Annotated in this window: 23 protein-coding genes and 1 pseudogene; 14 read left to right on the plus strand and 10 right to left on the minus strand. The window is 59.6% G+C overall.

Features of this window, described 5'->3' with window-relative positions; all coding sequences use genetic code 11:
• The 3 genes and pseudogenes from EII23_RS10400 to EII23_RS10410 all read right to left on the minus strand — a co-directional run.
• Positions 1-409: pseudogene (locus EII23_RS10400) on the minus strand (DDE-type integrase/transposase/recombinase); the annotation flags it as partial.
• A gap of 38 nt (positions 410-447) precedes the next feature.
• On the minus strand, positions 448-708 hold the full coding sequence (locus EII23_RS10405; protein ID WP_124793308.1) for a Txe/YoeB family addiction module toxin: 261 nt from the start codon (positions 706-708) through the stop codon (positions 448-450).
• Entirely contained in the window at positions 708-968 is a 261-nt protein-coding gene (locus tag EII23_RS10410) for a type II toxin-antitoxin system RelB/DinJ family antitoxin (protein WP_124793309.1), read from the minus strand. The genes EII23_RS10405 and EII23_RS10410 overlap by 1 nt, the downstream gene beginning before the upstream one ends.
• Positions 969-1090: 122 nt before the next feature.
• On the opposite strand from EII23_RS10410, the gene EII23_RS10415 reads away from it, so the two are divergent.
• On the plus strand, positions 1091-1453 hold the full coding sequence (locus EII23_RS10415; protein WP_260424686.1) for a type II toxin-antitoxin system RelE/ParE family toxin: 363 nt from the start codon (positions 1091-1093) through the stop codon (positions 1451-1453).
• The gene (locus tag EII23_RS10420) at positions 1450-1758 is read left to right on the plus strand and encodes an addiction module antidote protein (RefSeq protein ID WP_124793310.1); all 309 of its coding nucleotides are present in this window, start codon (positions 1450-1452) and stop codon (positions 1756-1758) included. The genes EII23_RS10415 and EII23_RS10420 overlap by 4 nt, the downstream gene beginning before the upstream one ends.
• 36 nt (positions 1759-1794) lie before the next feature.
• Here the strand turns inward: EII23_RS10420 and EII23_RS10425 are convergent, their stop codons facing one another.
• Positions 1795-1992 (minus strand): hypothetical protein, encoded by a 198-nt coding sequence (locus EII23_RS10425; protein WP_124793311.1) that lies wholly within the window; start codon positions 1990-1992, stop codon positions 1795-1797.
• Positions 1993-2126: 134 nt separating this feature from the next.
• Positions 2127-3686, minus strand: a complete 1560-nt coding sequence (locus EII23_RS10430; protein WP_185702368.1) for an outer membrane homotrimeric porin — start codon at positions 3684-3686, stop codon at positions 2127-2129.
• A 99-nt stretch (positions 3687-3785) separates the two neighbouring features.
• On the opposite strand from EII23_RS10430, the gene EII23_RS12960 reads away from it, so the two are divergent.
• The 4 genes from EII23_RS12960 to EII23_RS10445 all read left to right on the plus strand — a co-directional run bounded on the left by EII23_RS12960 (position 3786) and on the right by EII23_RS10445 (position 5918).
• Positions 3786-3959, plus strand: a complete 174-nt coding sequence (locus tag EII23_RS12960; protein WP_185702369.1) for a hypothetical protein — start codon at positions 3786-3788, stop codon at positions 3957-3959.
• 156 nt (positions 3960-4115) lie between these two features.
• Positions 4116-5231: an alanine--glyoxylate aminotransferase family protein gene (locus EII23_RS10435; RefSeq protein ID WP_124793312.1), complete on the plus strand. Its 1116-nt coding sequence runs from the start codon at positions 4116-4118 to the stop codon at positions 5229-5231.
• 10 nt (positions 5232-5241) lie between these two features.
• Positions 5242-5583 (plus strand): type II toxin-antitoxin system HicA family toxin, encoded by a 342-nt coding sequence (locus EII23_RS10440; RefSeq protein ID WP_260424687.1) that lies wholly within the window; start codon positions 5242-5244, stop codon positions 5581-5583.
• Positions 5580-5918, plus strand: a complete 339-nt coding sequence (locus EII23_RS10445; protein ID WP_124793313.1) for a type II toxin-antitoxin system HicB family antitoxin — start codon at positions 5580-5582, stop codon at positions 5916-5918. Before EII23_RS10440 ends, EII23_RS10445 begins: the two co-directional genes overlap by 4 nt.
• A 78-nt stretch (positions 5919-5996) precedes the next feature.
• Here the strand turns inward: EII23_RS10445 and EII23_RS10455 are convergent, their stop codons facing one another.
• A complete protein-coding gene (locus tag EII23_RS10455; protein WP_124793314.1) occupies positions 5997-7127 on the minus strand; it encodes a Fic family protein in 1131 nt (376 codons plus the stop codon).
• A gap of 444 nt (positions 7128-7571) precedes the next feature.
• Between EII23_RS10455 and acs the strand changes: the two genes are divergently transcribed.
• The 4 genes from acs to EII23_RS10480 all read left to right on the plus strand — a co-directional run bounded on the left by acs (position 7572) and on the right by EII23_RS10480 (position 11673).
• Positions 7572-9614 carry an acetate--CoA ligase gene (gene acs, locus EII23_RS10465; protein ID WP_124793316.1) on the plus strand — a complete coding sequence of 681 codons (2043 nt, stop codon included), beginning with the start codon at positions 7572-7574 and terminating at the stop codon, positions 9612-9614.
• Between the two features lie 263 nt (positions 9615-9877).
• Positions 9878-10069, plus strand: a complete 192-nt coding sequence (locus EII23_RS10470) for a type II toxin-antitoxin system HicA family toxin (protein WP_124793317.1) — start codon at positions 9878-9880, stop codon at positions 10067-10069.
• 27 nt (positions 10070-10096) lie between these two features.
• Positions 10097-10522 carry a type II toxin-antitoxin system HicB family antitoxin gene (locus tag EII23_RS10475; protein ID WP_124793318.1) on the plus strand — a complete coding sequence of 142 codons (426 nt, stop codon included), beginning with the start codon at positions 10097-10099 and terminating at the stop codon, positions 10520-10522.
• A 71-nt stretch (positions 10523-10593) separates the two neighbouring features.
• Entirely contained in the window at positions 10594-11673 is a 1080-nt protein-coding gene (locus EII23_RS10480) for a Fic family protein (RefSeq protein WP_260424688.1), read from the plus strand.
• Between the two features lie 72 nt (positions 11674-11745).
• On the opposite strand, the gene feoB is transcribed toward EII23_RS10480, so the two are convergent.
• The 3 genes from feoB to EII23_RS10495 form a co-directional block, all read right to left on the minus strand.
• Positions 11746-13998, minus strand: a complete 2253-nt coding sequence (gene feoB / locus EII23_RS10485) for a ferrous iron transport protein B (protein WP_124793319.1) — start codon at positions 13996-13998, stop codon at positions 11746-11748.
• Between the two features lie 237 nt (positions 13999-14235).
• Positions 14236-14556 (minus strand): hypothetical protein, encoded by a 321-nt coding sequence (locus tag EII23_RS10490; protein WP_124793320.1) that lies wholly within the window; start codon positions 14554-14556, stop codon positions 14236-14238.
• Positions 14556-15038, minus strand: coding sequence for a hypothetical protein (locus tag EII23_RS10495; RefSeq protein ID WP_124793321.1), 483 nt, complete (start codon positions 15036-15038; stop codon positions 14556-14558). The genes EII23_RS10490 and EII23_RS10495 overlap by 1 nt, the downstream gene beginning before the upstream one ends.
• Positions 15039-15226: 188 nt before the next feature.
• On the opposite strand from EII23_RS10495, the gene EII23_RS10500 reads away from it, so the two are divergent.
• From EII23_RS10500 to EII23_RS10515, 4 genes are all read left to right on the plus strand, one after another.
• Positions 15227-15469 (plus strand): FeoA family protein, encoded by a 243-nt coding sequence (locus tag EII23_RS10500; protein ID WP_124793322.1) that lies wholly within the window; start codon positions 15227-15229, stop codon positions 15467-15469.
• Between the two features lie 210 nt (positions 15470-15679).
• Entirely contained in the window at positions 15680-15925 is a 246-nt protein-coding gene (locus tag EII23_RS10505) for a hypothetical protein (RefSeq protein ID WP_124793323.1), read from the plus strand.
• Positions 15926-15940: 15 nt separating this feature from the next.
• Entirely contained in the window at positions 15941-18055 is a 2115-nt protein-coding gene (locus EII23_RS10510; protein ID WP_124793324.1) for a heavy metal translocating P-type ATPase, read from the plus strand.
• Positions 18049-18339 carry an HMA2 domain-containing protein gene (locus EII23_RS10515; RefSeq protein WP_124793325.1) on the plus strand — a complete coding sequence of 97 codons (291 nt, stop codon included), beginning with the start codon at positions 18049-18051 and terminating at the stop codon, positions 18337-18339. Before EII23_RS10510 ends, EII23_RS10515 begins: the two co-directional genes overlap by 7 nt.
• 73 nt (positions 18340-18412) lie before the next feature.
• Here the strand turns inward: EII23_RS10515 and EII23_RS10520 are convergent, their stop codons facing one another.
• A complete protein-coding gene (locus EII23_RS10520) occupies positions 18413-20101 on the minus strand; it encodes a diguanylate cyclase domain-containing protein (RefSeq protein WP_124793326.1) in 1689 nt (562 codons plus the stop codon).
• Between the last annotated feature and the right edge of the window lie 444 nt (positions 20102-20545).

Consider the following 20545-nt stretch of genomic DNA (forward strand, 5'->3'; position numbering starts at 1 on the left):
TTTTTCAGCCCAGGACTGGAAAATGCCGCTCACATATTCAGGGCCGTTATCACAACGAATCTCCCTGGGACAACCCCGCCATTCAATGATGTTCTCCAAGGCGCGGATTACCCGCTCCGACGGCAAGGAAAAATCAATCTCAATGCCGAGCCCTTCACGGGTAAAGTCGTCCAGGACGTTCAAGAGGCGGATACAACGGCCATCCTGAAGCTGGTCGTGCATGAAGTCCATCGACCACCTGGTTCACGGTTTCAGGAATAGCCCGTTGTTCCGGCTTGTCCCGCTTTCTCCGTTTCCCGGGCTTTATCCGCAAGCTCAGTTCAAGCTCCCGGCAAATGCGATGCCCGCGCTTGTGGTTCCAGCCGTACCCCTTGACGTTGCGCAGAAACAGAAAGCACAGGCCAAATCCCTTTTGGGGGAGGAGAATTACAGCCTGCACTCTAATGTTCAATCGTCATAGTGCCCGCTGCACTGTATGATTTCGCATACCTCACCCTGGATCCGATAAACAAGGCGATTTTTGTCATCAATCCGGCGGCTCCAATAACCGGACAAATCTCCGGTCAACGGCTCCGGTTTTCCGACACCTTGATACCCTCCCCGGCCTATATCCTGCAACAGATCGTTTATCCGTTTGAGCGTGCGCTTATCCCGGGTCTGCCAGTACGTGTACTCGCTCCATGCGTTCGCGCTGAACTGGAATTGCATTATTCCAAGCTCCGCAGTTCTTCCAGGCTTTTTGTCACCGTTTGTCCAGATTCGATTTGGGCAGCAGAGCGACGCAGCACCTCCTGGTTTTTGGCGCTGTAAAATGGCTCATTTGTCGGCCTGAACGGCAGACCATTCTCTTTTACCATTTGGGCAAGGAAAAGGCGGACGGCTGCGGACAAATCAAGCCCCATATCCTGTACAACGGCTTGCGCTTGATTTTTCAAGCTGTCATCGAGCCGGATTTGCAAATTTGCCATACTTTGCCTCCTATTATCACTACATTTCAATTTTTTGTAATGATATATAGTTTTGTTGTCAATATAGTGCCCTGCGGCTTTTTCAGATTGTGTATTGCGAGTTGCCAAGGCAGGTGAAAACTTTGGGCAGAGATCTTGACTTTTGTATCTCACAGGCTACATCATTTAGCATGAGCGCGATAAATATTTTTCACGAAACAGACCTGTATGCGGAATGGTTCAGCAAACTCCGAGATATAAAGGGCCGGGCCAGAATTGCGGCCCGCATCGAATCCGCCAAGGCCGGAAACTTCGGAGCCTACAAGGTGCTGGATGAAGGTGTGTGCGAAATGAAAATTGATTTCGGCCCAGGCTATCGCGTGTACTACGCCCAAGAGGGCTTGCATGTTTACCTTTTGATTGTCGGCGGCGACAAGTCCACGCAAAAAAAGGACATCGCCAAGGCCAGAGAACTGTGGCGCATGATAAGGGAGGAACGGCAATGAAAAAAACGGCTATTCGTGAATACGAAACAGCAAGATACCTTGATAGTGAGGAAATGATTGCTGAATATCTCGCCGCCTGTCTGGAAGACCCCAACCCCGATGTCTTTCTTGGCGCTCTCGGAGAAGTGGCAAAAGCCCGTGGGGTCGCACAACTGGCCAAAGATACCGGATTGAGCAGGGAAAGCCTTTACAAGACATTTTCCCCCGGCACAAAGCCCCGTTTTGAAACAATTCTCAAAATAACAAATGCCCTCGGCGTTCCTCTCGGCATGAAGCAGGGCGGGGAAGCGGCGCACCATCCTTGACATGCGACAGCCATCACACACCTTGACAAGAGAGCTTCACGCTCTCAATGAAATCTGCGCTTCAACCACAGGAAATTCAAAACGATTTTGTGGAAAATCGTCAAAAAAGCGAATGTCTCGCCTGTGTGTGCCAGTGATCTGCATCGAGGGTATGGGAGCATTCCCCGCATATGGAGCGGAAAGCCCCTGCGAGACGTGCTTTTTGCGGCCGCTCTGCCAGGCTTTGCCGGGCATGATATTCCCGTATCCGCACCAAGGGCATAGCGCAGCGCTCTGTCCGGCAGGGCGGGCACGACAAAAGGCCTCAACGAAAAAAGGGGAACCCTCGTGCGAGGGTTCCCCTGATTTTGCGGGTTGTCGCGTACGGCCTAGAAGGAGTACACGAAGCTCAGGTTCACGTTCCAGGGATCGCGCACCTGGTCGCTGCGGCCGTTCAGGGTGCTGCGGCCCCAGACATTGCGGGACTTGTCAAGCCAAGTGGCAATGTAGTTGGCATCCAGCATGACGGTGAAGTTTTCGTACATCTGGTAGGTGTTGGTCAGGCCGAATTCCAGCGCGGTGTCGCCCGTGGTCATGTACAGGGGATCCATGCCCACTCCGGCGCTGTTGGCACCGGTCAAGGTGTTCCAAGCGCCGTTGCGGGTGCCGCCGGCAGAGATGTACTTGGCCATGCCCTTGCTGTTGGTGCCGCCGATGAGGTTGATACGGAAGGTGTGCTTGAGGTCTTCGAGGAAGCTCATGTCCTTCAGGCGGGCGCCTACGCCCCATGTGCCGACCATGGTGCGGCCGAGAACCGTATCACGGGCGATGTAAGGATTGCCGCTGAAGGCGAAGTTGGAGAAGCCGTTGGTGCCGTTGGCGCTCAGGGTGGGCATGCGCTCGGAACCGTTGGCGGGATTGTTGTCGTCGCCGGTGGCGTACCAGCCGTAGAGACCGGGGATGGCCCAATCCAGCTTGTATTCGAAGAGCAGGGAGGCCAGCCAGCCGTGGCGGCGGGAGCGGCTGTCGTCATAACGCACGTCACCGTAGTTCACGTCCCACGCGATACGGAAGGGATCAAAGGCCGTGACTTCGCCGGTGAGACCGGCCCAGAAGGCATCGCCGTACAGGTTCCAGCGTTTTCCGGCAAAAGAGCCGTCCTTGCGCATGGAACCGTTCACGGGCAGCATGCCGGCGCGCACAAAGCCGCCCAGACCAGCAAAGTTGCTCCAGTTGGTATTTCCGGCCACAGGATTAGTGCCGCGGAAGGAGTTGGGCCCGATGGCGGCGTACATGGCCCACGGGGTCACTTTCACACCGTCAAAGCTCAGGGGCAGCAGCAAGGCGAAGGCGTCCAAGTTATCCATGTAGTTGTTATACGTGCGGCCGGAGGCGGTGGTGTAGCTGCCGTTGTCGTTGTACAGGCGGGCCCAGAAGGCGGTGAGGCCCACGTTTTCGTTGAACTGGTAGTTGAGGCTGATGCCGGCCACGTCGTCGTCAAAGACCTGGGTGCCGGAGGTGAAGCTGGGCAGGGCGATGCCTTGGATGCCCATGCGCACCTTGAGGTCGGTTTCGGGCACGATCCAGTCGATATAGGCGCGCTTCACTTCCACGGCAACGCCGTCAGCGCCCAGAGCGCCGCCGGATCCACGCCCTACACCTCCGCCATCACGTCCCCAACGCTGGTCGCCGATTTCAAAGTACACGGTACCGGAGAGGGCTTCGGAGGCCACGGCGTCCAGTTGCAGGCGCACACGCTGGTTGGCTTCGAATTCGTCTTCGCCACGGCCGTTGCCGGTGCGGCCGTTGCCGCCGGTGAAGGCGTGGTTCTGGCCGTAGTCAAAGCTCATGATCCACTGGCCCTTGGCCTTGAAGTCAATGGCGTCGGCGCCGGTGGCAGCGCCAAAAACCAGACCGGCCGCCAACAGGAGAGTCGCGATCTTTTTCATGGTTTTTCCTTCCTTTCTTGTCCCTGCCGGGCAGGGTGTTTGCACATGCGGGGCGAAAAAGTTTTCGCCTTGAGAAAACTATAGGCGAAGCCCGGAAACATGGCAAGAGAAAAAGTGCAAAATTTTTTACCGTGTCATCTGCTTCGGATGCCGTTTTTTCCTGTTTCTGAAAAAAATCAGCTTGATAGAAAAAATATTGCGGAAAAAATTTTTCCCCGCAAAGCAGGGCAAAAATATGCTTTTTGCGCATTTTTGTGTGCCCCGGGCTTTTGACAACCGCGGAATCTCCCGCAGGCGGGGCGCGTACAAAATTTTGCCCGCCGCAAGAAAAACGCGCCCGCCCCGTCCTGCGCCCTTTTCTTGCACGGCGTTGCCGGGTATCATGGGGCAGAAAAATTTCGTGTACCGGCTCAACCAAAGGAGATTGGCATGAACACCGTTTTCGGCAATCTGGACCATGTGCTCCTCATGGCCCCCGGCCCCAGCCCGGTGGCCCCCAATGTGCTCAAGGCCCTGAGCATGCCCACCCTGGGGCATCTTGACCCGCACTGCATCGCAGTCATGGACGCTGTGCAGGAGCAGTTGCGCGCCGTGTGCAAAACGCGCAATGCCGTGACTTTTCCCCTTTCGGGCACAGGCTCGGCAGGTATGGAAGCCTGTTTCGTGAATCTGGTGGAACCGGGCGACCATGTGCTCATTGTGAGCAACGGCGTGTTTTGCGCGCGCATGGTGGAGGTGGCCTCGCGCCTGGGCGCGGTGGCGGACACCGTGGACTGCCCCTGGGGCAGGGCCGTGGACGCGCAGGCCGTCAAGGAGGCCCTGGGCCGCAAGCACTACAAACTGCTGGCCGTGGTGCACGCCGAAACCTCCACCGGCATCAACAATCCCGTGGCCGAACTGGGCGCGCTGGTGAAAGACAGCGACACCCTCTTTCTGGTGGACAGCGTGGCCGGACTGGGCGGCGTTGACGTGCGCGTGGACGAATGGGGCATTGACGCCTTTTACAGCGGCTCGCAGAAATGCCTGTCCGCCCCTCCGGGGCTGGCTCCGGCCTCGTTTTCGGACGCGGCCATGGAGAGCATGGCCAAACGCAAGACCAAAGTCCCCAACTGGTATCTGGACGTGACGCTCATCCGCAAATATTGGGAAGGCTCGCCCCGCGTCTACCACCACACCGGCCCCAGCAACATGTATTATGCCCTGCACCAGGCCATGGACAATCTGCTCACCGAGGGGCTGGAATCCTCCTTTGCCCGCCACGAGGCCATGCACCGGCGGCTGGCCCAGGGGCTGGAAGGGCTGGGTTTCACGCCCTATGTGAAAGGCCCGGGAGCCGCCCCGCAGATCAACCTCTTTCTGCCGCCTTCGGGGGTGGACGCCAATACCCTGCGCGCGGAGTTGCGCTCCAAACACCGCATTGAGGTGGCCGGAGGTTTGGGCGAACTGGCGGGCAAGGTCATCCGCGTGGGGGTTATGGGCGAAGGCGCGCGCGAAGAGCCCATTGACCGCCTGATTGCCGCAGTGGAAGACTGCATCCGGAAGTAAGGGAAAAGTCTTGGGATACGTATTGCCGCCCCGCGCCTGTGCCCGCGCGGGGCGGCAAGGCTTGACCTGTGCCAAGAATGCCGTACTGTTTTCCTGGATGAACAGCAAACACCGCAAAACGCTTCAGGCAATCTTTGCCGATCCGCCGTCCGCCTCGCTCCACTGGGCCGACATCGAAAACCTGTTTGTGGCCTGCGGCGGAAAAATCAAAGAGGGACGGGGATCACGGATGCGCGTCAGCCTGAACGGCGTCCTTGCCACCTTCCACCGTCCACATCCACGACCGACCACAGACAGGGGAGCAGTCAAGTCTGTCAGGGAATTTCTTGAAAATGCGGGGATAGCACCATGAACACACTCACCTATAAAGGATACTGCGGTCGTTTTGCGTATGATCCGGAAGCCGATATTTTTCACGGCCAGGTGCTGCACCTTGCGGACATGATCACTTTTCAGGGCCGCTCCATTGACGCACTGAAGCAGGCCCTTGCCGATTCGGTTGAAGACTATCTGGAGTTTTGCGCTGAAGAAGGCAAGACACCGGAAAAGCCCTATTCCGGGCGCTTCAACGTACGCCTTTCGCCCAAGGTACATCAGCGCATCGCTCTGGAGGCTGCTCGTGACGGTGTGAGCCTGAACACGTGGGTAGCTCAGGCCCTGTCCAAGGCTGTGGCCCGTCATCCGTAGCTGCCCTGCGGACATGATCACCTTTCAGGGCCGCTCCATTGACGCACTGAAGCAGGCCCTTGCCGACTCGGTTGAAGACTATCTGGAGTTTTGCGCTGAAGAAGGCACATCGGCCGGCAAATCGTAGCTTGTGCTCCGCCCGCCGCCAGCGGCCTGTTGCAGCAGGCCGCACGCCATGAGTTCCCGGATATCGCGCAGGGCTGTGTCTGGCGAGCATTTGGCCAGCCTGGCGTATTTGCCGCTGGTCAGTTTGCCCTCAAAGCCCTCAAGCAGACGGCCCAGAATGGATCTCTGGCGCTCATTGAGAGAATACCGGCTCGCATACTGCCAAAAGCGGGCTCTGCGCATGACCGCCGCAAGGCTTGTGCCCGCCCCTTCAACAGCCCGCCCCAGGCAGTCCACAAACCAGCGCAGCCAAGGCGTGATCTCCACATCTCCCTTTTGGGTACGCTCCAGGATGGCGTAATACTCCTTCCGTTCCCGCTCGATCCGGGCAGACATGCTGTAAAAGCGCTGCGGGCAGCCGTCGGCCCGCGCCAGCGCGCAGTCGGCAATAGCGCGCGCCATGCGCCCGTTGCCGTCCTCAAAGGGGTGGAGGGTCACAAACCACAGATGCGCGATTCCGGCTTTCAGCACGGGATCCAGCGCGCGGGGGTCATTGAACCATTCCAGAAACCGGCTCATTCCGTCAGCAAGACGCTCTGCGGCCGGGGCCTCAAAATGCACTTTTTCGTGCCCCACATAGCCGGAAACCACCTGCATGGGGCCGTCCGCATCTGTGCGCCATGCGCCCACGGCAATGCGCCGGGACGCGCCATACCCCGAAGGAAAAAGGGCTGCATGCCAGCCGAAAAGGCGCTCCGCCGTCAACGGCTCGTTGCAGCGTTGCGTGGCGTCCAGCATCATTTCCACAACGCCTTCCACGTTTCTGCCCACAGGGGCAAGGCCGCCGATGTCCACACCGAGCCTGCGGGCCAGAGAAGATCGCACCTGGGCCACGTCAAGAAATTCCCCTTCAATGGCGCTGGACTTGACCACATCCTGGGTCAATGTTTCCAGGCCCGCCGCGGCACGAAAGGAAAAGCCCAGGGCGCTCATCCGCCCCAAAAGCAGCCCCTGCGCATGGCGCACGGCGGCAAGAGGCTCTGCCAGTTCCGCCATGTTCCACCGAAAGCACGGCCAGTCCGGCCTCTCATGAATATATGGCATAATCTCCGCACTTTTTGCGGTGAATATGCCAGCCATTCGCCGCAAAGGCAATCCCTGGCGATGCGCCGTGCGTTCACAGCGCATTGGCACATCGCCACGAACTTGCCCCTGCACGGCAGATGGCGGCAAAGCCTGCCTTGCTTTTCTTGCATGGTTTGCTTTCGCGGCGCCAGCCACGCCAACCCTGTGCATGCCCTGGCTGGCGCCGCGTTCGCAAAAAATTTTTTCGCGCAATTGTGAAAAAAATCTTCTGTTGTATCGCCATACCAATTCTTCGCGGACCAAAATTTTTCTTCTCTGCCTCCGCGCTTGTGAAAAAAATATCTCCAGTGACTGAAAGCGCAAACAATCCGGCGGGCTTGACGGCCGCGAAAAAATTTATTTATCCAAGTATCATGGCGTGTTGTTAGCGCCTACAACTGTTGCAGGGGGAGGAGGAAGACCATGTCCCAAGAACGGATCACCACACTGCTGACGGACAGCCGCAGCTATTTGCCGCCGGAGCACGGCAGAACATCCGCCTGGATATGCGGGCCGGAAGAATATGACGAACTTTGCCGCCGTGCGCTGGAAGACCCCAGCGACTTCTGGGGAGCGCGGGCTTCGCAGTTGATCCACTGGTTCAAACGATGGGACAAGGTGCTGGAAGCGGATGACGCGCACCACAAGTACAAGTGGTTTACCGGGGCCAAACTCAATGCCTCCTTCAACTGCATTGACAGGCACCTGATTTCCGGCAGGCGCAACAAGGCGGCGCTCATCTGGCAGGGAGAAAAGGAAACCGATGTCCGCTGCTATACCTACCAGATGCTCTATACCGAAGTGTGCCGCGTGGCGCATGCCCTGAGTTCCCTGCATATCCGCAAGGGCGACCATGTGGCCCTGTACATGCCCATGATTCCGGAGCTGTTTATCGCCATGCTGGCCTGCGCGCGCATAGGGGCCATCCACACGGCCATTTTTTCCGGCTATGCCGAGGGCGGCGTGCGCAGCCGCATCCAGGGGTGCAGGGCGCGCGTGGTCATTACCGCCGATGCCGCCGTACGCTCCGGCAAGATCAAGCCGCTCAAGGCCAATCTGGACCCCATTCTGGAAAAATGCCCCTCTGTGGGCCATGTGGTGGTGGTCAGAAACGCCGGACTGGAAAACGTCAACATGCAGCGCAAGCGTGACACCTGGTGGCACGACCTCATGGACGATTTTACCCTCAACCCGGACTTTCCCTGCGAACCCATGGACGCCAACGATACGCTCTTTCTGCTGCACACCAGCGGCAGCACGGGCAAGCCCACGGGCGTGATGCACGCCACGGGAGGGTATTTGACCTATGCGGCCCACACCACCCAATGGTGCTTCGACATGCGCGACGACGACGTGTACTGGTGCACGGCCGACGCGGGCTGGATTACCGGGCACACTTACGGCCTGTACGGGCCGCTGGCGCTGGGGGCCACCACCATCATGTTCGAGGGCGTACCCACCTGGCCCTACCCCGACCGTTACTGGCGCATTGTGGAAAACTTCCGGGTCAATATTCTGTACACGGCTCCCACGGTCATCCGCTCCCTCATGCGCATGAACGAAGCCTGGACAGAACGCTATGACCTGCGCAGCCTGCGCATTCTGGGCACAGTGGGCGAACCCATCAACCCCGAAGCCTGGCGCTGGTTTTACGAGCACATCGGCAATGAGGAACTGCCCATTGTGGACACCTGGTGGCAGACGGAAACCGGCGGCGCCATGATCGCTCCCATCCCCTATGCCACCAAACTCAAACCCGGCTCGGCCACCAAACCCCTGCCCGGTATTGACGCGGCCATCATCGGCTCGGCAGGGCGCGACGGCGACGAGGCGGAAGAAGGCGCCAAGGCCGGGCATCTGGTCATCCGGCGGCCGTGGCCCGGCATGATGCAGGGCGTGTACTGCGACGAAGAAAAATACCAGTCCTATTTTTCGCGCTTTGGCTGCTATTCGTCGGGAGACGCGGCAGAAGTGGACAGCGACGGCTATTTCTGGATTCTGGGCCGGGTGGACGATTCCATCAATGTTTCGGGGCACCGCCTGTCCACCGCAGAAATCGAGGCTGTGCTGGCCGCCTGCCCCGAAGTGGGTGAGGCCGCTGTGGTGCCCATGCCCCACGCGCTCAAGGGTGAGGGAATCTATGCCTATGTGGTCACGCGGGATGAGGTGCCCTGGAGCTCAAGCCTGCGCGTCAAGCTGCGCGATACCGTGCGCCGCGACATCGGCGCGCTGGCCACGCCGGAATACATCCAGTTTGTGGAAGCCATGCCCAAGACCACATCGGGCAAAGTCATCCGCCGCATGCTGCGCAAAATCGCCGGCGACAGCCATGAGGAAATCGGCGACACCACTTCGCTGGCCAACCCGGAAGCGCTTGCCGCCATCATTGCCGGGCACAACAATCTTGTGGCCGGGCGCCACGAAACGGAAAACGCGCCGGACGAGGAAGAGAGCAGCACGATCTAGCGACAGTCCCACCGCGCGGAGAAGCGCGGGAATGCCCGCCGACAGCGCACTGCGGCCCCTTGCGCGGCAGCCCTGCCACGCGGGAGCCTGCCGTGCGGGAGAGATCGCTCCCCCCACCGCCCCCGCCGGGGCGGTGGGGGGCTTTTTGCTGGGAAAGGAGCCGTACTGTTGCATGGATCTGCATGCATTTTACACAAAAATTATACATTTTTCTTGTTTTTTATATAAAAATTCCATAGTATTTTTGCAGCGGGAAAGGAAATATGAAGGCAAAAGAAGTTGTTCAGCGATTGAAGGCCGATGGTTGGAGCGAGCTGCCCGGAAAGCGCACCAGTCACAAACAGTTCAAACATCCCGGCAAACCGGGCAAGGTGACGGTAGCCATGCATCCCGGTGACATACCCCCGCCCATCCTGAAGCTCATTGAAAAACAGTCGGGAGTGAAAATGGGGTGAACTGTCCACCCCCCCCCGGAGAAAATTATGGAAACGTACTATGCCGGATTTATTCCCTGTGAGGGCAGCGTATCGGTCATATTCCCGGATGTGCCGGGCTGCGCGACATGGGGTGAAACCATGGAACATGCTTTCGCCATGGCTGTGGACGCTCTCGCGGGACATCTGGAAGTCCTGGCTGACGATAACGACCCCATTCCCCAACCTTCAACGTATGAGGTCGCTTGGGAAAAACTGCGGGCTGAATCCGCTGCATTGGATTTTGGCCCTCTGCCGGAAGGCACTGTGGTGCATCCTGTCCCGGCACCAGATCTGGATATGCGTACCAAGCAGGTGTCTGTTTCTTTCAGCAAGTACAAGCTGGACATGATCGACCGCAAGGCCAAGGCCGCGGGCATGACCCGTTCGGGATTTCTGGCTGCTGCGGCCAGCGTGTATGAGGGGCAGGTTTGAAAGTGCGGCTGCAATTGGGTGAAAATGGGTGAATTTGCGGGTTGACGAATTGGGTGTTTGTGGGTGTATACATGGGTATGATCACAACAGACACGCTGCACATTACCCCGGAACTTCTTGCCCTGATTGCAGAAATCGACGAATTCAAGGGCGCGTGGAAAGCCTTGGGAACTCTCGCGCCCGAACGCCTTTTTGCCCTGCGCCGGGTCGCCACCATAGAAAGTATCGGCTCTTCCACGCGTATTGAGGGAAGCAAGCTCTCTGACAGTGACGTGGAAAAACTGCTGTCGCATCTTGCCATCCGCTCTTTTTCCTCGCGTGACGAGCAGGAGGTTGCCGGATACGCCGAGACCATGGAGCAGATTTTTCAGTCCTGGGAGTACATCCCGCTGACAGAAAATCATATTCGCCAGCTTCATCGGGACTTGTTGCAGCATAGCGACAAAGACGAACGCCACAGGGGAAATTACAAAACCGCCTCCAACAGTGTTGCGGCTTTTGACGGGCAAGGGCAGCAGATCGGCATTGTTTTTGAAACCGCCACGCCTTTTGACACGCCCCGGCTCATGCGCGAACTGGTTGAATGGACAAATGCCGCGCTGGAAACCAAAAAGCTGCATCCCTTGCTGGTTGTCGGCATTTTTGCTGTAACCTTCCTCGCCATTCACCCGTTTCAGGACGGCAACGGACGCCTGTCGCGCATCCTGACCACGCTCCTGCTGCTGCGCTGCGGCTACGCGTACACGCCCTACAGCTCGCTGGAAAGCGTTATCGAGAACAGCAAAGAGGGCTATTATCTGGCCCTGCGCCAAACACAGACAACGATTCGCTCTGATGCCCCCGACTGGCAGCCCTGGCTCCTGTTCTTTCTGCGCGCTCTGCATCAGCAAATGAAACGCCTGGAAAAAAAAGTGGCGCGGGAGCATATGGTGCTGGCCGCCCTGCCCGAACTCTCCCTGCAAATTCTGGAATACGCCCGCGAACACGGCAGGGTCACCATCAAGGATATGATTGTCCTGACCGGAGGCAGCCGGAATACCCTGAAAGAGCATTTCCGCAGGTTGGTGGGGAGTGGGCAGTTGGTCATGCAGGGCAAAGGACGGGGGGCGTGGTATCAGCTCGCACGGTACTCCCCCCATTGGGGGCGGTGACCCAAAAAGCAGCCGCCCGGTTCATGGCGGGCTGGCGGCCGCCGATTGTCATCAGCGGCCGCCGGAAAAAAACTAGCCCCAGAGCATTTGCCCGATGCGGTAGCCGAGAAAGGCCACGCCATAGGCCAAGGCCGTGTTGAAAAACATGCTGAAAAAGAGCCACTTCCAGCCGCCCGCCTCCTGCTTGATGACCACCAGAGCCACAAAGCAGGGCGAATAGAGCAGCACAAAAAGCATGAGCGAAAGGGCTGTGGCCTTGGACCAGTTGGGCGCTGCCTTGAGCCTGTCGCCCAGGCTTTTGGTTTCTTCCTCGTCTTCGGGATCGTCTATCTCGCCCAGTGACCAGGCTGTGCCCAGAGTGCCCACCACGGCCTCCTTGGCGGCCACGCCCGCAATGAGCGCAATGTTTGTACGCCAGTCATAGCCCAGAGGGGCCAGCGCAGGCTCCACGGCCTTGCCCAGACGCCCGGCCAGAGAATAGGCCAGTTCTTCCTCGCTCAGCGCGTTCTGCGCATCGGCAAGGACGTCTTCCGCTGCGGCGCGCTGTTCGTCCGTGGCTTCCGCAGGCAGAGAGCCTGCGGCCTGGCGGGCTTCTTCGATCTTCTGTTCCAGAGGAGCGGCACGGTCTTCCGGCAGTTCCGGAAACTTCATCATGGCCCAGAGAACAACAGAAATGGCCAGAAGAACCGTTCCGGCCTTCTTTATGTACATCCAGGCGCGTTCCCAGCAGTGCAGCAGCACGCTGAACAGGGTGGGAAAGCGGTACGGGGGCAGTTCCATCACAAAGGGCGTCGGCTCACCCTTGACAATGGTGGAGCGCAGGGCGCGCGCGACCAGAAGAGCCACAATCCAGCCCACGATGGTCAGCAAAAACATGACCTTCGGCGCTTCGTCCGTACCAAAAAAGGCCGTGGCCAGCAGCAGAAAAACCGGCCATTTGGCTCCGCAGGTCATGTAGGGCAGGGTCAGCAGGGTTGCCAGCTTCTCCTTGGGGCTGCGCAGGGTGCGCGTGGCCATGGCCCCGGGGATGGCGCAGCCACCCGCAATGCCGCCAGCCACGCAATACGGCATGACCGAAGCGCCGTGCAGGCCGAACGTGCGGAACACGCGGTCCATCATGTAGGCCATGCGGGCCATGTAGCCGCAGTCTTCAAGAAACGACAGGAGGGAAAACATGATGACAATGAGCGGCACAAAACTGAGCACGCCGCCCACACCGTTGATGATGCCGTCCACAAGCAGGGATTTGACGGGGCCGTCCTCCATGACATCGCCCACCCAGCTCCCCAGGGCGGCCAGGCCGTCCTCCACCCAGCCCTGCGGGTACGCGCCGATTTCAATGGTGATCTGGTACATGAAGTACAGTACGCTCAGCATGATGACGGGGCCAAGAAAAGCGTTGGTCAGTACCCTGTCCAGCTTGTCGGTAAGGGCCAGGCGATCCCTGCCGGGATCCTGCCGCAGCACGCCGTCTGCCAGCACACTGCGGATGAAGCCGTAGCGGTGGTCGGTGATGACGGATTCCATGCCGGTATTCAGCGTTTCGCGCACATGCCGGGCAACCCGGTCGCAAATGTGCCTCAATTCCCCGGAAACTACGGCGTCGGCGGCCCCGGCTTCGGCCATCATGTCGCCGTCACGCTCAAGAAGCTTGAGGGCCACATAGTAGGGATGATAGCGGCCCGCAAGCAGTTTCGCGGAGGCGATTTTTTCTTCCATTTCCTTGAGGGCATGGTCAATATCCGTACCATAGGAGAGCCGCAGCGGCTCGCGCAAGCCCTCGCGGGCCTGTCGGACAGCGGCATCCATCACTTCCTTCAGGCCGTCGCCGGAACGGGCCGTCATGGGAAATACGGGAATGCCCAGAGCCTGCGAAAGCCGCGGCATGTCAATGGTGATACCCCCGGCCCTGGCCTCGTCCATCATGTTGCAGCCCAGCACCACGGGCATGCCCATTTCCAGCATCTGCACGGTGAGCAGCAGGTTGCGCTCCAGCGCGGATGCTTCGGCCACGTCAATGACGGCCTGGATATTGTTGGAGGAAAGCTCGCGCCGGGCCACGATCTCTTCCATGGAATAGGCGGTCAGCGAATAGGTGCCGGGCAGATCCACCAGGGTGACGCGGGTGTCGCCCACCATGACATCGCCTTCCTTGCGCTCCACAGTAACACCCGGATAATTGCCCACATGCTGCCGCGCTCCGGTGTAGCCGTTGAACACCGTGGTCTTTCCGCAGTTGGGATTGCCCGCAAGGGCGATGCGCAGATTTTTGGACGTGGATGCCCCGGCATCAGGGGCGCTGGCGTTTTGCTGCGCAGTGCTCATGGTCTTGCCTCCGTTGCTCCCCAAAATTTTTGGTCCGTACAGAAGTCGAGAGAAAGTGAAAACGACTTACAGTTTTTCTTTATGGCTGTAAATGGGGATGTTTGCCCGCAATGCTGGCAGGCGTGGCGGCAAGCCATATGCCCTACTGCCCGGCAGATGGATCTTCAGGCGGCTGGCAGAAGGCTTGGCAAATGCTCTGGCAGACACACTCGAGCCGCTATTCTGGCAAGCGGCCCCTCAGGAGGGGCTGTCAGGAGGGCTGGCCGAAGATCTGGCAGGTGCCCCCGGCTGTTCCGCAGGGGCACTGCCCTCCCCGGCCTTGCCGGAAGGTGCAAGCACATCCCGCGCCCATTGCCAGACCTCCCGGCTCTCTGCCGGAAAACAGACAGCGACCAGGCACGTCACCAGAATCAGAAGCGCCAGCGCGGAGGCCGCAAGGGCAAGAGCCTGAACCGCCAAAGAGAAAATGCCGAGGCAGAACACAGCGGCAAACAGCCATCGGACCACACGCGCGAAAAAATTCCCCGACAGCCGCAGAAAGCCGACCCTGCTCGGCATTACAGAGCCTTGCGCCGGACCCAGACGTGCCGCGCGGCCAAGAGCGCCCAAGCCAGCCCCGCCGTAATGTGCAGGCGCTTGGAGCCGGAAGCAAGAGCGCTCAGGCACAGCCCCGCAAAGCCCAGCATGCTGCGCACCTCGAACTTGCGCGGAGAAACCCCCATGATCGCGCGCTTTCCGTCAGCGCCGACAGCCCAGAGGCCGGAGATGCGCCGAACCGCCCCGCACGCGCCCCTGACCTCCGCACCGGAACAGGACGCCAGTTGCGGCACAGCCTTGTCCAGAGCGGCACATATAGCGACCAGATCGGCCTGAGGATCAAGGGTCAACAACAGGGAGCCAGCGCCCGAACGCACATCGCGCACACCGCCCTGTTTTTTCAGCAGGGATATGGCGGCCCCGGCAACGGAATCCAGCCGCAATGCGGGATGGCGCAGGCGCGCGCGGCCTTCCATGACATGGACAACGTATGAAGGGAACATGAGCATACCTCCTGTGCGGTTCAAAAAGCAGCGAAACGCTTTCCTGACCATGAAAACCACTTTCTTTTCTCTTGACATTTTTTGGAGGAAAATGCAAGTTTGCGTCCTGATATGCGGGCATTTTTCGCTCCTGCGGAGCATCCCGGCCAGACATGCCCGCTCCCAACGCAAAGCATGGAGTTTCCGTCATGAGCCAGAGCATCAGCCTGCGCCAGATGCAGGTGGGCCAGCAGGGAAAAATCGCCGCTGTGGAAGCGCTGGGCGAAATGAACCGCCGCATCCGCGATATGGGGCTGATCCCCGGAACAACCATATCCGTGGTGGGGCGCGCGCCCCTCAGGGATCCTGTTGCCCTGCGCCTTTCCGGCGTAACCATCTCCCTGCGCAACAGGGAGGCCGATTTCATCACGGTCAGCTTGGCTGACGCCTGAACAGCGTTATCCCGCACATCCTGCCGCACCGGAACGGTCCACAAAGGCACATCCCCGACACAAACCGGCAAAGTTGACACCGGCGCTTCCGCAAGAGATACTTCCGGAGGTTTGCGCCCGCACGGGCACGCTCCGTTTTTTGCGGAACCGTTGTTGTGTGCCCCAAAGGGGCGCGTCTGAAAACGAAACTGCTTCCCGAGGAGGAGAATCATGAACGATGGATGGAAGTGCGCCCTGTGGTTTGTGGGCGGACTGGCAGTGGGCGCTGTGGCCGCGAGCCGGGGCAAGCTGGACTTTCGCCCCTTGGCCGCCGATCTGGTGAGCCGCGGCATGGATGTCAAGGATGCCCTGCTCAACAAGATGGAAGCCCTCAAGGAAGACGTGGAAGATCTCGCCGCCGAGGCCCGTCTGACCTCCGACAAGCGCAAGGCGGCGCAAGAAGCTCCCAAGGCATAGAGGCGGGTGGCGCGCATGCGTTTTTTTATTGTTCATGAATTGCGAGGCGTCACCACGCCCGATTCCGGCAGAATGCGCGTGCGCGCCTCGTGCTCCCTGGGGACGGCCAAGGCCGAAGCCCTGACCGGTGCCCTGTCTTCACTGCCCGGTGTGCATTCGGTACGCGCCAATCCCTGGCTGGGCAGCCTGCTCATCCATTATGACGACTCCGAAACCCGCACCACGGTTCTGACCCTGTTGCTCGGCGCGGCCGATGCGGACGGCACCTACCCTTTGCCCGACGTGCCCCCGCAGAAAGAACTGCGCCCACTGGAAGGCTTTTTGCCGCTGGCCCGCTTTCTTTTTCTGCGCCCCCTGCTGCCGCTGGCCCTGAATATTGTCAACAGCATCGTGGGGGCCGTGCCGTTTTTGCTGCGCGGTGCGGGGGCGCTTTTGCGCGGCGCGCTCAATGTGGATGTGCTGGACGCCGCGGCCATCGGCGCTTCGCTGATTATGCGCGACTTCCGCACGGTGAGTGTGCTTACCCTGCTGCTGGGCCTCGGCGAGACGCTGGAATACTGGACGCGGCGCCACTCCATGAGCATGCTCACCGAAAGCCTGGCTCTCAATGTGGAAAACGTCTGGCTGCTGGCCGACGGCACGGAAACCTCCGTTCCTCTGGGACAGATATGCGAAGGGGATCTGGTGGTGGTGCGCGACGGCGGCTGCATCCCCGTGGACGGCGAAGTGGAGGAAGGCGAAGCCTTGGTCAACCAGTCGTCCATGACCGGAGAACCTCTGGGTGTGCGCCGCACGGTTGGCGCATCGGTCTTTGCGGGCACGGTGGTGGAGGAAGGCCGCCTCGTCATCAGGGTGCGCCATGTAGGCGACGGCACACGCTTGCGGCAGGTCGTCAAATTCATTGAAGAATCAGAAGCCCTCAAAGCCGGTGTGCAGGCCAGGTTTGAACGCATGGCGGACATGGCTGTGCCCTTTACCTTTGGCTTGGCAGGCCTGGTCTGGCTGGTGACGCGCAGCTTCCGCCGGGCGGCTTCGGTGCTGCTGGTGGACTATTCCTGCGCGCTCAAGCTGGCCACGCCCCTGGCGGTGCTGGCCTCCATGCGCGAAGGCGCACGGCACGGCATGGCCATCAAGGGCGGGCGCTACCTTGAGGCGCTCGGCGAAGCGGACACCGTGGTCTTTGACAAAACGGGCACGCTGACGCAGGCCAGCCCCAGGGTGGTGGATGTGTTCCCGGCACAGGGCTTTGAGCGCAGCGAAATTTTGCGCACCATGGCCTGCCTGGAGGAGCATTTTCCCCATCCTGTGGCACGGGCGGTGGTACACAAGGCGGAGGAGGAAAACCTCCAGCATGCGGAAGAACATGCCCAAGTGGAATATGTGGTGGCCCATGGCGTGGCCTCCACCCTTGACGGCCAGAAGGTCTGCGTGGGCAGCCGCCACTATATCGAGCATGACGAAGGCGTGAGCTTGGCTCCCCTGCGCAACCGCATCCGCGCGGAGGCCGACAAGGGGCGCTCGCTTCTCTTCATGAGCAAGGGCGGCAAGATTGCCGGCATGCTTTCCATCGAAGATCCCCTGCGGCCTGAAGCTGTGCAGGTGGTGCGGCAACTGCGCGAACTGGGCATACAGCGCATTCTCATGCTCACCGGCGATGACGAACGCACAGGCCGCGCCGTTGCGGAAAGCGTGGGTATTACGGAATTTCGCGCCCAGGTGCTGCCCGCGGACAAGGCGGAAGTTGTGCAGAGCCTGACCGACTCCGGCTGCAAGGTTTTGATGGTGGGCGACGGCATCAATGATGCGCCCGCACTCTCGGCCGCCCATGTGGGCGTGGCCATGAGCGACGGCACGGATCTGGCCCGTGAAGTGGCCAATGTGCTGCTGGTTCACTCCGACCTGCGGGGGCTGGTGGACGCCCGGCTGCTGGGCATGCGCACCATGAGCCGCATTCAGCGCAATTTTGTGACCACCATGACCCTGAACAGCCTGTTTTTGCTGGGCGGGCTTTTTATGGTGCTGACGCCCGGCCTCTCCGCCCTTTTGCACAACCTGACAACCCTCGGGGTTTCTCTCAACGCCATGCGCAGACACTTGCCGCTGCCCACCCAAAAGGATTCGTCATGCTAGGGCTTCTGCGACTGCGCAAATATGTCAGCAGTTTTGTGGACGGGCGGGTGCGCCTGCGGCATCCCGCCCTGCGACAGCAGCAGGTGGCTGACGTCGCCCAAAAAGCCCTGAGCGCCGTGCGGGGGGTGCATTCGGTGGAGTGCAACACCCTGAGCGGGTCGGTGCTGATTGTCTATGACAGCACGATCCTTCCCCGTCAGCGCCTTCTGGAAGTGGGCGAAGCCTGGGCGGCCTGGTTGGACGCTGTTCAGGCCGGACAAAATCCCCAGCCGCCAGCAATGTAGCCCACGCACAACACACGTTGCGGCCGCGCCCTGGTCTGTTGTGTCCCGTGCAGCCGCGCAAACAGCGCACAGATCACTGCTTGTCCGCCGGTTCCGCCGGAGATGGCGGCGTCTGCGGTATCCTGTTGCGGCCGGAGAGCGGGCGGGGCCGCTGGCGGCAGGATGTTTTGGGGTTGCTCCTATCCGCCAGATCTTCGGAGTACACGCAAAAACGCCGTTTGCCCTGACTCTTGGCCGCGTACATGGCCACATCGCTCCTGCGCACCAGTTCGTCGCGGCTCAGGCCGTCTTTCTCCACAAGGCACACGCCCACGCTGGCCGAAAGCCGGTGAAAGCTTTTGCGCGCGGCAAAGGCACTGTGCAGATTGTCCAGCAGGCTCTGCGCGCGGGGCAAAAGAGTCTCCCGTGTGCAGCCCGAGGGCAGAAAGATCACAAATTCGTCGCCGCCCATCCGGGTGATGACAGAGCCGGGGAAATTGGCCGACAAAACGCCCGCCGTCAGGATCAGGGCCTGATCGCCCATGTGGTGGCCGTATTTGTCGTTGACGTCCTTGAAATTGTCCAGGTCCACATAAATCAGGGCGGCTCCGGACTCCAGAAAAACGGGAACCAGATCATAAAAAGAACGGCGGTTGGAAAGCCCTGTCAGGTCATCGGTGCGGGCCTTGCTCTGCAAGTGCCATTCATAGCGCCGCTCCAGGCTCACGTCCCACAGGACGATGATGGTGCCCGCAGGCTTGTCGAAAGCGTCAAACACCCTGCTGTCGTGGCGCAGCAGCACATTTTCCACAGCATCGCGCAGAAAATGCGCTTCTGTATTGTCTTTCTCCCACCAGATGCCGAATTTTTCCGTCACCAGATCAAAAATCTGCTGGCTGGTCTGGCCCACAAGCGCGTCTTCTGACCGCAGTTCAAACAGTTCCTGGAATTTTTCGTTGATGTGGGTCACGCAGCCGCCGCTGTCTTCCAGCAGGATGGGAAAGGGCAGGCTGCGCAGAAAAATGCCCACTTCCGTGTTCATGGAAGAAAAATCCGTGATGTCGTAGCCAATGCCCACAATGCCCATGATGGTTCCGTCGTCAGCAAAAAGAGGCGCCTTGTGCACCTTGAGCTGGCGCAAGCCCCCATCGGTGGGCACATTTTCCACAAAAATGCCGGGACGCCCCACAGTCAGAACATATTGGTCCGACTGCGTGCAGATGTCCCGGCACTGCGCAAAGGTCGCAGAGTTGTTTTGCTGCACAAGGAAACGCCGTGCGCCGGACTCCACATAGTCCACCCCCATGATGTGGGCGTAGTTTTTGTTGACCTTGAAATAGTTGCCCTGCCTGTCCTTGAACCAGATCATGGCCGAAGATGTGTCGAGGGTGACGTCCAGATACTGGCGAACAAGGGCATGGTCCTTGCGCAGCTTGATCTTTTCCAGAAGGCGCGCCACGTGAAAGGCGCAGAGTTCCGGATCGTCCCGCAAGGCCCAGATATCGTCCAGCGCCGACAGGTCGTCCGGCGTTGCCGAAGGCGGCTCGTCAGCCCTGTGGGCCAGCACAAGAAACGCCCTGGGAAGCTTCTGGCGCAGCGCGGGCAGTGCGGCAAGGTCTTTGGGGGCCAGAAAAACAATATCGGCATCTGCAAGGGAGGCCATGCCGCTGCCGTCAACCACGGAAATCTCGTGCCCGAATCCGGGCAAGGGATCGGCCCTGCGGAGCGCGGCTTCAAGCGGCGGATTGGAAGACAGGCAAAAGCGAAGAGTGCATTGGTACATGGCCGCTCCACAACTTCGGGATTGTCCTCCGCCGTTTTTTCCGGAGGAGCTATGAAATTGTTTGCAAACGTATGTGGAAATACTATGCCAGATACGATTTTTACGCAATTCCAAGAGAGAGAGAGAGAGAGAGAGAGAGAGAGGAAAAATTTCTTTTTATATCAGCCTGATACTGAACACAAAAAGCCCATGCCGTCTTTGCAAAGCGCCTGCTCAAAAAGTTTCGCCTTTTGGGAATTTCGCCCAATTTTTCTTGTGCAGGTCATATGGGCAAGGAAGTCATCATGCCCAGCATCGGTATGGGGCAGTCGGCCGTGCGGCCACAAAGCGGGAAGTCGTCGGGACAAAAAAATCCCCTCCCGCGGTTGTCGTGAGAGGGGGGGGTAAGAATCGTTGACAGCGGCCTACTTTCCCACATGAAGATATGCAGTATCATCGGCGATG

The sequence above is a fragment of the Desulfovibrio sp. OH1186_COT-070 genome, assembly GCF_003860215.1.
Lineage (GTDB): Bacteria > Desulfobacterota > Desulfovibrionia > Desulfovibrionales > Desulfovibrionaceae > Desulfovibrio.